Origin of the sequence: Hanamia caeni, assembly GCF_003721595.1 — a bacterium.
Classification (GTDB): domain Bacteria; phylum Bacteroidota; class Bacteroidia; order Chitinophagales; family Chitinophagaceae; genus Ginsengibacter; species Ginsengibacter caeni.
Map to the genome: position 1 here is coordinate 234045 of NZ_RJJR01000004.1, position 15164 is coordinate 249208.

At 38.9% G+C, this 15164-nt stretch carries 13 protein-coding genes; 5 read left to right on the forward strand and 8 right to left on the reverse strand.

All coding sequences use genetic code 11. From position 1 onward, the window contains the following. Positions 1-139 precede the first annotated feature (139 nt). The 3 genes from EFY79_RS07020 (at position 140) to EFY79_RS07030 (ending at position 3530) form a co-directional block, all read left to right on the forward strand. Positions 140-1402 (forward strand): sensor histidine kinase, encoded by a 1263-nt coding sequence (locus tag EFY79_RS07020; RefSeq protein ID WP_233577941.1) that lies wholly within the window; start codon positions 140-142, stop codon positions 1400-1402. Between the two features lie 42 nt (positions 1403-1444). Further along, a complete protein-coding gene (locus EFY79_RS07025) occupies positions 1445-2167 on the forward strand; it encodes a LytR/AlgR family response regulator transcription factor (RefSeq protein WP_123119966.1) in 723 nt (240 codons plus the stop codon). A gap of 85 nt (positions 2168-2252) precedes the next feature. Continuing rightward, the gene (locus tag EFY79_RS07030) at positions 2253-3530 is read left to right on the forward strand and encodes a M28 family peptidase (protein WP_123119967.1); all 1278 of its coding nucleotides are present in this window, start codon (positions 2253-2255) and stop codon (positions 3528-3530) included. A 10-nt stretch (positions 3531-3540) separates the two neighbouring features. Here the strand turns inward: EFY79_RS07030 and EFY79_RS07035 are convergent, their stop codons facing one another. Continuing rightward, positions 3541-4305 carry a geranylgeranylglyceryl/heptaprenylglyceryl phosphate synthase gene (locus EFY79_RS07035; RefSeq protein WP_123119968.1) on the reverse strand — a complete coding sequence of 255 codons (765 nt, stop codon included), beginning with the start codon at positions 4303-4305 and terminating at the stop codon, positions 3541-3543. 126 nt (positions 4306-4431) lie between these two features. Between EFY79_RS07035 and arfB the strand changes: the two genes are divergently transcribed. Then, on the forward strand, positions 4432-4836 hold the full coding sequence (gene arfB / locus EFY79_RS07040; protein ID WP_233577948.1) for an alternative ribosome rescue aminoacyl-tRNA hydrolase ArfB: 405 nt from the start codon (positions 4432-4434) through the stop codon (positions 4834-4836). A 63-nt stretch (positions 4837-4899) separates the two neighbouring features. On the opposite strand, the gene EFY79_RS07045 is transcribed toward arfB, so the two are convergent. The 4 genes from EFY79_RS07045 to EFY79_RS07060 form a co-directional block, all read right to left on the reverse strand. Next, positions 4900-5697: a DUF4249 domain-containing protein gene (locus EFY79_RS07045; protein WP_123119969.1), complete on the reverse strand. Its 798-nt coding sequence runs from the start codon at positions 5695-5697 to the stop codon at positions 4900-4902. Between the two features lie 5 nt (positions 5698-5702). Next, positions 5703-8018, reverse strand: a complete 2316-nt coding sequence (locus tag EFY79_RS07050; RefSeq protein WP_123119970.1) for a TonB-dependent receptor — start codon at positions 8016-8018, stop codon at positions 5703-5705. A gap of 137 nt (positions 8019-8155) precedes the next feature. Then, positions 8156-8665: a hypothetical protein gene (locus EFY79_RS07055; protein WP_123119971.1), complete on the reverse strand. Its 510-nt coding sequence runs from the start codon at positions 8663-8665 to the stop codon at positions 8156-8158. A 23-nt stretch (positions 8666-8688) separates the two neighbouring features. Next, positions 8689-9111: a GreA/GreB family elongation factor gene (locus EFY79_RS07060; RefSeq protein ID WP_123119972.1), complete on the reverse strand. Its 423-nt coding sequence runs from the start codon at positions 9109-9111 to the stop codon at positions 8689-8691. Positions 9112-9634: 523 nt separating this feature from the next. Between EFY79_RS07060 and EFY79_RS07065 the strand changes: the two genes are divergently transcribed. Then, positions 9635-10267: a hypothetical protein gene (locus tag EFY79_RS07065; protein WP_123119973.1), complete on the forward strand. Its 633-nt coding sequence runs from the start codon at positions 9635-9637 to the stop codon at positions 10265-10267. Positions 10268-10366: 99 nt separating this feature from the next. Here the strand turns inward: EFY79_RS07065 and EFY79_RS07070 are convergent, their stop codons facing one another. The 3 genes from EFY79_RS07070 to EFY79_RS07080 all read right to left on the reverse strand — a co-directional run bounded on the left by EFY79_RS07070 (position 10367) and on the right by EFY79_RS07080 (position 15071). Continuing rightward, complete coding sequence (locus EFY79_RS07070; RefSeq protein WP_123119974.1) at positions 10367-12973, reverse strand: PKD domain-containing protein; 2607 nt, start codon at positions 12971-12973, stop codon at positions 10367-10369. 84 nt (positions 12974-13057) lie between these two features. After that, positions 13058-13873, reverse strand: coding sequence for an alpha/beta fold hydrolase (locus EFY79_RS07075; RefSeq protein ID WP_123119975.1), 816 nt, complete (start codon positions 13871-13873; stop codon positions 13058-13060). 4 nt (positions 13874-13877) lie between these two features. Next, positions 13878-15071, reverse strand: a complete 1194-nt coding sequence (locus EFY79_RS07080; protein ID WP_158605169.1) for a lipoprotein N-acyltransferase Lnb domain-containing protein — start codon at positions 15069-15071, stop codon at positions 13878-13880. Positions 15072-15164: the final 93 nt, after the last annotated feature.

The following is a 15164-nucleotide window of genomic DNA, read 5'->3' on the forward strand; positions in this document are numbered from 1 at the left end:
CCTTGTAAAGCTAAAGTTTTTAAAAGTAAAATGCCTTAAAGCGTAAGTTTTACGAAACTATAACACCTTTCAGGTATTGCTTTTAGCCACTAATCAAGTCCAGACCCAATTTGGCTGTTTTATTAAATAATTTAGCAGGATGAATAAAACTATGGTTCGGTATTGGGTATGCCAGGTGTTTGGCTGGGGCGGGTGGACTGTACTTAATCTTTCATTTTATTATTTCTTTTTGCACGATGTGTATTGGACGCCCGGACCACGGAGAACTTTGCTGTTGGCGATTCTTCTGATACAATTTATCTGGTATGTAGGATCAACACATTTACTCAGATTTATTCTAAAAAAAATAGGATGGATTAAATTTCCCACTCAAAAAGTAATCGCACTTTTTATCGTAAGCGTGATGGCTACGGGACTGCTGGCGTATTATGGTTCAAAGACTACTGCGGTAACCACCGGATATTCTCTTGTTCAATATGATAAGAACGAAAACCTGAAGGCAGCCGTTGAAAAGGAAGCAAATCTAGGATTAAAAGGAACCGATTATTACCTGGCTCAAAAAAACAATCCGTCAGATTCTACCAATTATGTATCCATGCAAAGAATAAAAAGGTCTACAGGTTGGTATCGCGATACAAACGGAGTATGGAACTATGAAGAACAGCATAAGGGACGCTTTTGGTGGGATATTATTTTTGCGTTTATTCTTATTTCGCTATGGCTTCTGCTTTATATGATTTGGCACTACCTTGAAAGAAACCGCAAAGATGAATTGGGCAGAGTAAGCCTTGAAAAAACCGTGAAAGAACTTGAACTCAAAACCATAAAATCTCATATAAATCCTCATTTTATTTTTAATTCTTTAAACAGCATTCGCGCGCTGGTGGAAGAAAATCCCAAGCGCGCCAGAACTGCCATTACCGAGCTTTCAAATATTCTGCGCAGTAGCCTGCAGGTAGAAAAGCTTGAAACGGTTCCCTTACACAAAGAGTTGGATATAGTCAAAGATTATCTTGCATTAGAACAAATGCGATTTGAAGAAAGATTAAAAGTGGAGTTGGATATCGATGAAGATACGCTGGAACAAAGCTTACCGCCAATGATGCTGCAAACGCTTGTCGAAAATGCTATCAAACATGGCATCAGCAAAAGAATAAACGGAGGAGTTATCAGAATTATTTCCAGGTTTTCCGAGGGAAATTTTGAATTAATTGTTCAAAATTCGGGTAGCCTCGACTCGAAATATAAAGAAGGGTTTGGTTTTAAAAGTACCCGCGACAGGCTGCGGTTCTTGTTTAATGACCATGCCTATTTTAAAGTGGAGCAAGTGGAAGGCCCGAGTGTGCAATCAAAAATTGTAATGCCCGCGGAGGATGCAAAAAATCTGGCAGTAATCAAATAAATAATGTCTATTTTTATTTTGAACACCTGAAAAGAATAAACTATGCTTAAAGTTGTTATTATAGATGACGAACGCCTGGCAAGAAACGAACTTAGAAGAATGTTAGGTGAATTTTCAGACGTTGAAATTATTGGAGAAGCTGCAAATGCCTCCGAAGGAATTGAAAAAATCGAAACGCTAAATCCTGATCTTATTTTCCTGGACATTCAAATGCCGGGCAAAAGCGGGTTTGATATGCTGGGCATGATTGATAGGGCGCCACATGTTATTTTCGTTACCGCTTATGATGAGTATGCGCTGAAAGCTTTTGAAGTGAATGCGCTGGATTACCTGATGAAACCCGTGGAGCCACAGCGCCTCGCCGAAGCGCTTCTGAAAGTGAGGCAGAAAAATGAAGAAGAATTAACTTCATACACCAACCGCAGCATATTGAGCGAGCACGACCAGGTGTTTGTAAAAGATGGCGAACGATGCTGGTTCGTAAAATTGTCTGATGTGCGTTTGTTTGAAAGCGTCGGAAATTATGCCAAGGTTTTCTTTGGAACCAATAAACCACTTATTTTAAAATCGCTTAATTCCTTAGAAGAAAGGCTTGATGAGAAAGTTTTCTTCAGGGCCAACCGTAAGCACATTGTAAATATGAGAATGATTGAAAAAATAGAACCTTATTTTAATGGTGGCCTTTTAATTGACCTTGCAGGAGGTGAAAAAATTGAAGTAAGCCGCAGGCAGGCAGTTAAGTTTAAAGAAATGATGAGTTTATAAATTAATTGATGAATTGTTTAAGCATTAAATGAACGCTGCAGGTATTTAAATTTTAAGACCGGAAATTAACTGTAAATCCATTCCCATGAAATTAATTTTTACCATTCTTCTTGCTGCTTTTACCTCTGTCTCTTTTGCTCAAAACATAGATAAGATCGTTAATGCCAAAGAAGTGAAACGGATAGAAACCGTTCTTTCATCCGATAAAATGGAGGGGCGAAAAACCTTTACTCCTTCTATTGACCGGGCAGCAGATTTTATCGCGGGTAAATTTAAAAAATCGGGGTTGCAATATTTTGACGAACTGCCAGGTTACAAGCAAACATTTTCATTGAAAAAAGCTACAATGGTTTCTGCTTCGGGAAATTTGAATCGAAAATTGATTGCTTCTGAAAATATAATTGCCATTACTACCGCTGCGGATCTAAATATAAATGAAGATTCAGGATTTAAAATAACGGTGATTAAAGACTCTGACAATTTATTCAGGGAGGCCTTCCACATATTGAAAAGCAATCACAAATGTTTAGTATTGGTTAATGCCAGCCATAGTGATAATTTCCAGCAGTTGAAAAGATTTAACCGGGAAAGTTTTGAGGACAGGGCGCCGGTTATTTTTGTATTGACCAATGAAAATCCTACTTCCTTTCATTTTGAAATTAAAAACAGCATTACTACACCTTCCTTAGCTAATGTGATTGGCGTGTTGCCCGGAAAAAGTAAAAAAGATGAATACGTAATTTTTTCAGCTCATTATGATCATTTAGGTATCGGCAAGCCTGATGCAACGGGTGATTCAATTTATAACGGAGCAAATGATGATGCAGCGGGCACTACAGCAGTTATAATGCTGGCAGATTATTTTAACAGGATAAGCAACAATGAGCGTACGTTAATTTTTGTGGCATTTACTGCTGAAGAAATTGGCGGCTTTGGTTCTCAATATTTTTCCAAACAAATTGATCCTGCCAAAGTAGTTGCCATGTTCAATATCGAGATGATTGGCACCCAAAGCAAATGGGGTAGCAACAGTGCATATATCACCGGTTATGAAAAATCTGATTTTGGAAAAATATTGCAATCAAATTTAAAAGGAAGCGATTTTCATTTTGAACCCGATCCTTATCCCGAGCAAAATCTATTTTACCGGTCAGACAATGCTACTTTGGCTGCATTAGGGGTTCCTGCGCATACAATTTCTACTTCCAAAATGGATAACGAACCTAATTATCATAAGCAAAGTGATGAATTGAATACATTAGACATGGAAAGTATGGCACGAATTATAACAGCGATTGCCATCAGCAGTAAAACAATCGTAAGTGGAGAAGATACGCCCGCGAGAATTGAAAAAAGAGATTGACAAAAGATTGCTACCCAATCATTTTCTGTGGCACTGAATGTACGGCAGATGCCATTTCCATGATAAGAGATTCATCTTTTTCTATCGCGTTGCCGACCACTATTACATCGGCGCCTGCTTTACAATTTAAATATACTTTTTCGGCGCCTGTAATGCCGCCGCCAATTATCAATGGAACTTTTATATTTTTAGCTACCAGTTCAATCATGCTTTCTGAGATGGGCTTTTTGGCGCCGCTGCCTGCATCCATGTATATCAGTTTCATTCCAAGCATCTCTCCGGCCATTGCTGTACACATCGCTATTTCATTTTTGTCGCAAGGCAAAGGCGTGGCATTTGAAATATACGAAACGGTGGTAGGCGCGCCACCATCAATTACCATATAACCTGTGCTCATTATTTCCAGGCCACTCATCTTTATTGCCGGGGCACTTACTACATGTTGACCTATTAATAACTCGGGATTTCTGCCGCTGATTAATGAAAGATATAATAATGCATCGGCAAATTTTGACACCTGCGCTGAGCTTCCCGGGAATAATACCACCGGAATTGTACAATTTTTTTTGATAAACTGAACACATTCATCCAGGTAATTTGAAATCACCAGGCTGCCTCCCACTAAAAAATAATCCACTTTTGAATTGATGGCGAGTTCAATAAGGCGCTCAAGTTTTTCATGATTTACTTTATCAGGATCTATCAAAACAGCAAAAGACTTTTTACCGTTTACTTTTCTTTCGCATAAGGATACATATATATCTTTCAACTTCATTCACTGATGGTTATCTGCAAAAATCAATTTTTTTTCTGTATTATAAAAATAAGGCCCCAAATTACGAATTTAATGCAAGCTAAATCCATGCCGTTAAGTCATTGAGTAATTTTGTATTTTTATCTGATGATAAATGTGCTGAAAGAAATCGATTTTAAGACCGCCCGCAGTGGAGGAAAGGGTGGCCAGAACGTCAACAAAGTTGAAACTATGGTCGAGGGATTTTTTAATGTTGCTTCTTCAGAAATACTTTCAGAAAAGCAAAAAGAAACGATCCTTGAAAAACTATCTGACAAAATCAGTAAAGAGGGAAATCTGATCGTCAAAAGCCAATCGGAACGAACACAATTAGAGAATAAGGAAAAGGTGATCATAAAACTTCATCTTCTTTTAGCCAATGCTTTAATCAGAAGAAAAAAACGCAAACCTACCCAGCCAACGCAGGCCGCAAAGGAAAAGAGAATCAAACTGAAAAAAGAAAAAGGGGTTATTAAAACCGGCAGAAAAAAAATTACTGATTTCTCTGACTAAGATATTTTCGACAATCTATTTGCAGTAAACGGACAAATAGTCGCTATTTTTATTTCCTGTATATCATTCAATGGTGACCGTTCTTGAGCTGACGAAATTGGCGCTGAAATAGCCTAATACGCCTCCGCTGATATTGCTTTCGGGGTTGGCGGGAGCAGGGCTTCCAAATCCGCCGCCGCTGCCGTTAGTGATTTGTAATAATTCGCTTAAATACGTGTATACTTTTTCATCAATGCAGTTCATCTGAACGGTAAGTGTAGCGCCGGTTTTAATTACAGAGCTGTCGTTGTAAATAACCGAGGTAATATATCTTCCGTCAGAAAGCCTGTCGTCAAATACTGAATTGCCCCGGCCGTTTCTTAAAGTGGCGCCGTCTATATATTCTATAAACTGGTAGTAATTATGAACTCCCGGCGGATCCTGGAAATTAGCCACCGGATAAATGGTATTTTTCCTACCTGATAAAAAAGAAATTGAATCCAGTTCCACAGGCAATGGCATCACAGAAGTGGCGGTATATATCTTTCCCTGAAGGTCCACCTTTAGCGTATAGCTTTCACCCGGTTTGCCTTTTATTCTTTTGGTAAAGTATTTTCCGGGTTCGTCTTCTGACAAAGTATCCGTAATTCTCTTGTTTTTGATGGTAACCAAAGCGCCGGATATGGGCGGGAAATCATTGGTTTCTCCAAAATTTACGGACCTTGAAATGGATATCCTGTAAGGGCCTGGCAGATTGTTCACTTCGCCGGTAATTACGATTTGCGGCGCCGATTCTTTGAGATTAACATCCAACACTTTTTTGCAACTACAAACGAAAATGAGGAAGATGAGAAAAGAAATATTTTTTTTGATAAACGTCATCTGGCTCAAAATTTAAAATTATAGGTAACTGATGGCACCCACCTGAACAGCGAATATTGTATTGCCTGTGTTTTTTGGGGATTGGCCGGGTCGTCCTGGAATTGAACGAAATAGGGATTCTGCCTTCCATACACATTGTAAAGAGAAAATGTCCAGCTTCCTTCAAATTTTTTAGTCTTTTTACCCTGAAGCGTGGCGCTTATATCTAGCCGGTGCGTAGCCGGCATTCTGTAACCATTTCTTTCCGTGTAATAAAAAACTCTTCTTCCGTTGACATCATATTTTCCGGAAGGCCAGGTTACTGCATTTCCTGTAAAAAATACAAAATCGGAAGATAGCGTCCATTTGTTATTAATCTGGTATATCCCTACGATGGAAAGATTGTGCGTTTGGTCTTGCGTTGCCGGATACCAGGCGTTGTTGTTCACGCCGTCAATTTTGCGCTCTGTTCGTGAAAGCGTGTAACTAACCCACCCGGTAAACTTGCCATAGTTTTTCTTCAAATACAATTCAAGACCATAGGCGCGGCCTTTTCCGAATACCAACTGGCTTTCTACCAACTGGTTGGCCACTAATATTGCTCCGTTTTTATAGTCTATCTGGTTTTGAAGATTTTTAAAATAAATCTCCGCAGAAAAGGCATATTGATTATTCTTTATGGTTCGGTAATATCCCGCACTTACCTGGTCAGCAATTTCGGGCTTTACGTTATTGCTGCTCGGAATCCATAAATCCGTAGGGTTGCTGCCGGTGGAGTTAGAAAGCAGGTGAAGATTCTGCACATTCCTGGAATAGGAAGCCTTTACTGAACTTTGTTGGTTAAGTTGGAAACTAACAGCAAAGCGGGGTTCGGGGTTTAAGTAAGATGCCACTATTTTTCCCCTCGGGTAAGTTTCAATAGTCTTGATGTTTCCATTAGGGTCATAAGTATAAAAATCTCCGGGCCCTGTCATTGAAAAAGAAGAGAGCCGTAAGCCCGAATTGATTTTCAGCTTATCATTTAAAACCCATTCATCGGAAACATACGCTGCGCCGTCTATTGCATATTTATCAGGAAGAATTAAAGAATTGTAGGATGATGTTTCTGAGGTTTTAATATTTCCGGGCGTAAATACATGCCTTGTAATTTTAAAACCCAGATTTATTTTATTTTTATTTCCCGCATAATATTGTAAATCTTCTTTCAGCGTCAGGTCTTTTATTTTAGAGAGTATGCCCACATTGTTATTCGTTTGGTTAATAGAGATATTATAATCGTAATTGCTGAAAATAAAAGAAGTATTGGAAAATAATTTGTTATTAAAAATATGATTCCATCTAAGTGTAGCTGTACTGTTTCCCCATTTAATGCCAAACTGTTGCCCATAGCCTAATACATCTTTGCCGAAATATCCGGAAAGATACAGCCTGTTGTTATTGTTGAATTGGTAATTGGCTTTGGCGTTCAGGTCATAAAAATAAAGTACGCTCTTGTTCACATCAGAATCATGCGAGATTTTTAAAAACAAATCAGCATATGTCCTTCTTGCGCTTACCACGAAGGAGCCTTTATTTTTTACAATCGGGCCTTCTACATTGATTCTTGATGAAATAAGACCGGTGCCTCCACTTACTTTATACTCTTTTTCATTGCCATCATTCATTTTTATATCAAGCAATGAGGATAAGCGACCGCCATATTGAGCGGGCATGTCCCCTTTGTACACCGTTACATCTTTTATAGCATCTGAATTGAAAGTGGAAAAAAAGCCCAAAAGATGTGATGCATTATAGACCGTGGCTTCATCCAATAAAATTAAGTTCTGGTCGGCACCGCCGCCGCGAACAAAAAATCCCGATGAGCCTTCGCCTGCAGACTTGATTCCGGGAAGCAACTGAATGGTTTTTAAAATGTCTTTTTCTCCAAATAAAACCGGAACGTTTTTAATTTCATTCATCGAAATCTTTTGCATTCCTGGCAGCGAATGGGTGATGTCATTTTTTCGTGAAGTAATAACTACCTCATCGAGCCTGGTGGCCAGCGGCGGCAAAAAAATATTCTTAACCTGGTCGGTGGTAAGTGAAATATCAAAAGTGTCAGTTTGGTATCCCGAGAAAGTGGCCAAAGCAACGTAATCATTTCCAGGAACAGTGATTGAATAAAAACCATATCCATTGCTCAATACATTGTAGGTATTTGTTCCCTTCAGCACTATGGTGGCGCCTATCAGGGTTTCCCCTGTTTTTTGATCTCTTATAGTGCCGCTGAGCGTGTATTTTTTTTGGGCAAAGGTGAACAATCCGGCAATGACCAACAAAGCTAATAACAATCCTTTCTTCACCAGAATAGGTTTATAAAAATAAAAGTTTTTCGAAGCAACAAATTTACTTGTATCCTGTCAATAAATCCATAAAACAGAAATCTACGAAATTTGTTGCTTTACTGTTTTGTGAGAAAAACTTTTGTGATTTTTTTTATTTACGCGGTTAATCTTTGATTGTTTTTAAGCACCGCAGCCTCACGGAAAATGTTGATTCTTTTCGCCCAGTTATTTGCTTTTTTGGAAATGGCCATCATCATAAACAGATCGTCGTCATAAGCGTTATAAAAGGGAAAAATAACTGCTCCGCGTTCTTTTTGCTTATAGTTGCATTTTAAATAAATCTGGTGAATATGGCCTCCCGGTTCGGATTTTTCTTTCACCACACGGCATTCTTGCAGGTCTTTCAGGTGCACCGATTGAATATCTTTTGATTTATTGTTAAAAAAAACCACTACGTAATTAAGCCGGTCAATGCCGATAATGTTACGGTTAAACCTTTGCTTATTGTCTATAGTAAGATCATTTTCGACAACAAAATCATCGAATTCTCTTTGTAATTTCCTATTAAGTTTTTTCCTGTTGGCACGCTTTACCCACGATATAGACAGCGCCAGCAACAGGAAAAAAACAATAATAGAAAGCCCGATATATTCAATAGTATGCATGATAAATGAATTTAAAGATTCAATTATTCTGAAAGATTATCATTGTTTACATCTACAATTTTGAAATCCTTTTTTCCGGAAGGTACGTTCCAGCTTACAGTCTGCCCTTTGCGGAAGCCAATTAAGGCGGTGCCAATAGGAGCCAATACTGATACCTTCTTTTGTTTGATATCTGCTTTAGAAGGCAAAACGATAGTGACAGTCATGTCGCGCCTGGTTACGAGGTCTTTAATAACCACCGTGGATCCAAGCCTTACAATATCTGCAGACATTGAGTCGTCTTCTACGATTTGTGCTTTTTTTAGCTCGCCGGATAATTTACTAAAATTTTCTCTTTCATTTACCTGCATTCCATGCAGGTTTTTTACGTAGCTGTTTAATATTTCAAAATCGGTTCTTGTTATAATAACAGGAGTAGTTGCCGGGTTTAAGGTTGCAGTTGCCATTATTTTGTAGTTTTAAGTGTTTGTAAAATGTTTATTTGTTAGTGTAATTTTATTTAAAAGATAAAAATTCCCTGAAGGAAAAGCCTGATTGATAATACATTAAAAATTAAAGGAATTACCCCGTAACTTATTTGTTGATATAGTACGGGGAAAAAGATTCTAAGTCCTTATTCTTTGAAAAAAACAGAATAAGATCTCGGCTGTTTAGTATTGGATTCGACGCATTACACACACGAGCTAAGGCTGGCGCCTTATCTTTTAAAAATGCCTGTATGTAATGTAAAAATGCCATCGTGATTGAAATTACAAATTAAAACTGAACTAACAAAATAACCAGAAGTAAAAACCATAAACAGTTGTTAATTCGTGCCCGAGCGATTTTGAAGCCATTTTTTGTAAGAAAGTAGCAACCCCTTAACCGGAATTACAAGCTGTTTGCCTTCCAACATATTAACGATTAATTTGAATATCCTTGTATTAAATTCGTTTCAACTTTGCTTATAAAACAGATAAAAACTGAATTATGAAAAAATGGATCGTTCTTTTACTATTGCCTTTGTTTTTCCAGGCAAAGGCACAGGATAATTACAATTCCCCTGAGGTTAAACAAAAAGGATTTGATCCTTCCAAACTTTTTACCGGCGGCAGCGCCAATGTAGGATTCAGCAGCGGCAGCACCAGCCTTGGAATTACACCCCAAATTGGCTACAGCCTTACCCCCTGGCTGGATGCGGGCATTAATTTTAATATTAATTATTTGTCTGTAAAATATTATGTTTCGCAGGATAAAGTAAGACAAACCACTTTTGGGCCAGGCGCATTTGTAAGGATATTTCCTGTTAATTTTCTCTTCGCTTCCGGCCAGTTTGAATATAATTCCATTCACGTAAAATCAATTCCCAACGTTGGCCCAACTCAAAAATACAGCCTCGATGCAAAAAGCTTTTTGATTGGCGCAGGATATGCGGGTGGCCGCGAAAATGGCGGAAATTCTTATTATTATTTATCCATCATGTGGGATGTCTATGGCGATATAAATTCGCCTTACCGTGACCAATATGGAAATATGAGCCCGGTAATCAGGGCGGGTTACAACATTGGCCTGTTTCAAAAGCGTTATAAAAAAAGAACCAGCGACGAGTACTATATAAAATAAAAAAAGAGATTACATGTTGGTTTACTATAAAAAACCCCAATGATTTTCCGGTACTTTATCGAATAAGCAATCAAAACAAATTAAACAGACCAAGCTTTTTTATCGGATTAAAGCGGCAGTACCTTTCTTAAAAATTGTTTTTCCCAGATAATCTATTGCTTCGGCCATCCATACATATACATCCGCATCCTGTAGCGCTCCTTTATAAATGCCATCCCAGCCCTGGTTTTGTGTGGTGGTTGAAAAAACCAATTCCCCGCGCCTGTTATATACTTTAAAATAAATCAGTTGTTTTATTCCCACCGCAACAGGCCGGAAAATATCATTAAGGCCATCGCCGTTTGGTGAAAAGGCGTCAGGAACAAATATATCCGGAAGCACTTTATACACCAGCACGTTAATAGAATCTTCGGCAGTGCATCCGGCAGGGCTTTTTACCTGTAACGTGTATTTTTGGCTTTCATTTAAAATAGCCACGGGATTGCTTATGGCAGGGTTACTTAGCCCGGTGGATGGCGTCCATAGATAGAATTTGGCGCCACTACCGTTTAGCTGCAAAGGCTGGTTTTGAACAATAGAGGTATCGGAGGGCCCTGCATCAGCTACTAAATTTTCGACCGTTATATTTACAGTTGCAAATGCAGGTTTAGGACACCCCAACACATCATTTACCTGTAGCGTATAGCTGATGGATTCCGTTGGCTTGGCTACAGGATTCTTAATTTCCGTATTATTTAAATAAACTGAAGGCGACCAGTGATAAATGCTTCCCCCGCTTGCCTGCAATTGAATGCTGTTTCCCAAACAAATCGTTGAATCGCTGATAACCGTTGCCAGCGGGTAAGGAACGGTTTTTACATGAATGTTTGCTGCCGCATTGCATTTGCCAATAGTAGAAACCAGGTGATAAATCGTATTCCGGGCAGGCGTTACCAGGATACTTTTAGCTGTATCGGTTACGCTGTTATCAGAAGATGTCCACAAATACTGAAGTCCGTTACTGATAGGGTTTAATCTTGCCGTATCAGTGAGGCAAATAGTGGTATCTGATTTTAGGCTTACATCCACCTTATTTACCACGTTTACAAAAACTGAATCAGTGCTAATGCAGCCGCGGCCTTCGTGCAAGGTGGCATAATACACAGTTGGCCTTTTCGGGCTTACCAAAGGATTAAAGCTATTCAGGTTGCTGATATTATAATCCGGCGTCCACGAGATGGTGCCATTGCCAACCGCTTTCAATTGTAAGGTATCAATATTGCATATCAGGGTATCATTGCTTAATGAAAAATCGGGCTGCGTTTTTATAGGTATTGTTTTGCTTATCGTTTTGCTGCAGCCTTTACTGTTGCCTACCGTTAAGCGTATGCTATAATTGCCCGCTTTTGCATATTCATAGCTGCTGTTTTTTTTGTTGGATGAATCAGCGGTGGTAGATTCATCGCCAAAATCCCATGACCAGCTACTAACAGAACCAAAATTTGTAATGCTCTTATCAAAGAACAAAATGGACGAATTAATACATTGGCCATCTACATCAAATGACGGGTAGAAGCCGGGATAAAGTTTTAAAACCTGTGTAGTAGAATCAGAACAATTTTGCCCGCGGTTTACAACCAATTTATAGGTAAACGTGCCGGTATCGGTAAAAACGTGGTTCGGGCTTTTCAGGGTTGAAATATTATTTGCGCCTGATTTTATATCGCCAAATTCCCAGTAAAAGGAAGTGTTCAGCGGCGAAGCATTGTCGTTCTGGAAAGCGACATTAAAACTATCACAAAGCACCGGCCTCGGATTAAGCTGCGCCCCGGCAAAATCGCAATTGGTAACATTAATGATAAAATCTTTTCTATGTTCATTGAGCAACACTCCGTTGCGATACGAGAGCACGCTAACTTCCAAAACATATTTACCAATTTGCGGAGCTATGCCGCTGATGATTCCTGTTTTGGTATCGATAGTGGCGCCGGTGCCCAAAGGTCCTGATTCAGTAAAGCCATTAATATAATTTACAGGATTATACGGCGGTGGCGCCGGGTTTGCATTTTTGTCATCCCTGAAGCTGCCGCCATCAAACGCAGCGCCTAAGCTATATACCAGTGAATCTTTATCAGCATCGGTAGCTTCATAAAACAATTGAAATGGCTTTCCGGCGCATATTACATCTATACTCGTTAAAAATTCCGGTGAACTGTCTTTAAACTTCCCCGGTGGAATGGTGCATGTAAAAGTAGAGCCGGTTGAACTGCCATTGAAATTGGTAATATTTTCAATATCATCAACCCGGCAGCAGGTTTGATAAGCAGCAGTATACCCTTTTTCATTGTCCGGCAAGTCAACAGTAAACTGGTAAATACCCACATGATAACTAAGGCTTGGCGCATTGCTCATGCAGGGGGGGAAAGCATTAATCTTTACCGGAGTTTCACTGTTCTTTTGAACTATGTAATAAGGATAAGGGCCCTGAAACTGCTGGCCGTTATCGTTATTAAATATGCCAATATACACTTCAGCGGGCATTTGCGCCGTGTTTGGCGGAACATTCTGGTCCCTGAATATTTTAAGTGTTATTAAATATTTGCTGGTATTTACCGAAGACCCTTGACCCAGGTATTGGTAAACCATTTCACCTCCAACGATGTGGTGCCCGTCTGAAGCGAGGGCGCAAAACAAAATCACATGTAATATGATTGCTGCTTTTTTCATCCGGGTTAAATATGCAAATTAGTTTTTCTAAAAGATAACTTTTAAAAGAAATGATAAATGGAAATGCCGGTAGTTTTTCCGAGGTTAATTTAACTGGATTAAAAAATTTTTCAGGATTGAATTGGATAAATCAGTTTCCTCCCACATGCCCATGTGCCCTGATTGCTGAAGGATATGCACCGACGCGATAGAAGGCATTTTAAATTGCTGCAACAGTGCGTCCAAAGGAATGGCTGTATCATATTTGCCCGCAATCAAAAGCACCGGCCTTGAAAAGCTTTCCAATACCAAACTTCTGTCGGGCCTTGCCATCATCGCCTCATAATATTGTATCAGGGCTTCCGGGGTGATGTTTTTACCTAAATCTACTAATTGATTAATAAGCTCAGGCCTGTCTTTCTGGGTTTTCGGGGAAAATAAATTAGGGGCTATGGTTTTTAAAAATGCGATGGAACCATGGCTTTTTATAAAATCAATTCCCTTTTTCCGGGTTTGTTTTTTTTCTTCACTGTCTGCAAACGCGGACGAATGAAACAATCCAAATGAACTTAACGATTCGGGATACTTTTGCGCATAAGCAACCGTGGTGTAACCACCCATGCTATGCCCAATCAGTGAAAATTGTTCGTCGTTAATTTCCTTATCCTGAAAAATAGCTTCATCAGCCAGCGCCCTTATTACTTCCGCATAATCCTTTATGAATGCTGTTCCATCAAGCATTTCAGAATTCCCGCTGCCGGGCAGATCGGGTATTATCAAAAGATTATTTTCTTTTAAAACATCCACCTGCTCATTCCAAATATTTCCATTTTCGCCAAAGCCATGAACCAAAATCAAGGGTTTGCCCTTTCCTTCTTTACGGTAAAATATCTTTTTATTTTGATAGCGGAAGGTGTTCATTGGTTTACTTTTTCCCTAAGGTAAAAATTAAACTTCTGAAAATCAAAAGGCAGATTATGGGTAAAAGGGAAATATTAAAATGTTGCGGAATAAACTTCCAGGAAATGATAAGAAGGATATTGAAAAGAGCATATACTAAAAAATAGTTTTTCGCCCATTTTTTCCGGGAATGCATATAAAATGCGGCGATTGCATTCGTAGGCCATGCCCATAATATATTCAGGTTATCACGACACATGTAGTGGTCGGTTCCGAACCACATAAAGAGCACTAAAATGCCCAGCAGGCCTGTGATAAAGAATAAAAATCCATCAAAAGAAGCAAGAATTTTTTGGGTGTTTTTATTTTTGGAAAAGCTGAAAAAAGCTATCAGTACAAAAAGGCAAACGAAAAGAAAAAAGGGATGCGTCAGGTTGTTTTTAATTTCGCCGGTGTGCCTTTGTCTTATCAATGATTGCTCGTCCAAAACTAATGGCCGCCCGTCAATTGTGGAGCTATCAAAAGTTTTCATTAAATATTCCGGTAGAAACATCACCTGGTAAGGAGTGGCCGCCACATCCATCCTGCTTCCCAATAAAATATCAATTCCTAATTTGCTCCATTGTTTGTCATTCTTATTCAGGTATTCATAAATAAGATTTCTGAATGTCATTTTTGTGTGTAAAACCTGGCCAAAGTTTACGGTAGAGTCAGAAGCTTTTTCAACAAGGTCCCTAAGACGTGTAGTGCAATTATCAAATGTGAAATCATACTTATAACCCCTGTTGTTGCCCATCATATTCACCATGAGCATCATTTGTATATTAGCTTTTTCCTCGCAGGTAAGGTTTAAAATCTGTTCGGTTACGCCGCGGTTTTCATACCGGTATTCGGCCATGAAATTGTCGAAATTATCAGTAGATAAATAAAAAGGAAGTTTTCCTCTTACGAATTTTAAATAGAAATTCGGCTCTTCAAAATTAAAAGTACCGTAATTATAAACAATGTCCGTGTTTCTAACGGTGTCGGTTACACGTAAAGCGCTGTGGCCAAAAGTTGAGTACAATTCTTCACCCGGCGTTGCGGTCAGCAGGCTTATCCTGATATGGCAGGAGTCTTGCTGCGCCTGGGCTGTAGAAGAAATGAGAACGAAGCAACCAAAAAATAGTAAGATGATTTTAAATAGCCGGATTTTGTTTTTTGAAATGCTAAGTGTCAATTGGTAAATAATTTTTATAGCGGTTGAAATACTTTTGAATAAATGTATTGTGTAAAATTATTTAATAAAACCGGATTTATAAAAGTCGTAGAA

What these genes read in the sequence shown, in the direction of transcription:
- EFY79_RS07045 (WP_123119969.1), bottom strand. Translation starts at nt 5,697, where the DNA reads ATGACGTTTATCAAAAAAAATATTTCTTTTCTCATCTTCCTCATTTTC.
- EFY79_RS07035 (WP_123119968.1), bottom strand. Translation starts at nt 4,305, where the DNA reads ATGAAGTTGAAAGATATATATGTATCCTTATGCGAAAGAAAAGTAAAC.
- EFY79_RS07025 (WP_123119966.1), top strand. Translation starts at nt 1,445, where the DNA reads ATGCTTAAAGTTGTTATTATAGATGACGAACGCCTGGCAAGAAACGAA.
- EFY79_RS07060 (WP_123119972.1), bottom strand. Translation starts at nt 9,111, where the DNA reads ATGGCAACTGCAACCTTAAACCCGGCAACTACTCCTGTTATTATAACA.
- EFY79_RS07065 (WP_123119973.1), top strand. Translation starts at nt 9,635, where the DNA reads ATGAAAAAATGGATCGTTCTTTTACTATTGCCTTTGTTTTTCCAGGCA.
- arfB (WP_233577948.1), top strand. Translation starts at nt 4,432, where the DNA reads ATGATAAATGTGCTGAAAGAAATCGATTTTAAGACCGCCCGCAGTGGA.
- EFY79_RS07020 (WP_233577941.1), top strand. Translation starts at nt 140, where the DNA reads ATGAATAAAACTATGGTTCGGTATTGGGTATGCCAGGTGTTTGGCTGG.
- EFY79_RS07030 (WP_123119967.1), top strand. Translation starts at nt 2,253, where the DNA reads ATGAAATTAATTTTTACCATTCTTCTTGCTGCTTTTACCTCTGTCTCT.
- EFY79_RS07055 (WP_123119971.1), bottom strand. Translation starts at nt 8,665, where the DNA reads ATGCATACTATTGAATATATCGGGCTTTCTATTATTGTTTTTTTCCTG.
- EFY79_RS07070 (WP_123119974.1), bottom strand. Translation starts at nt 12,973, where the DNA reads ATGAAAAAAGCAGCAATCATATTACATGTGATTTTGTTTTGCGCCCTC.
- EFY79_RS07075 (WP_123119975.1), bottom strand. Translation starts at nt 13,873, where the DNA reads ATGAACACCTTCCGCTATCAAAATAAAAAGATATTTTACCGTAAAGAA.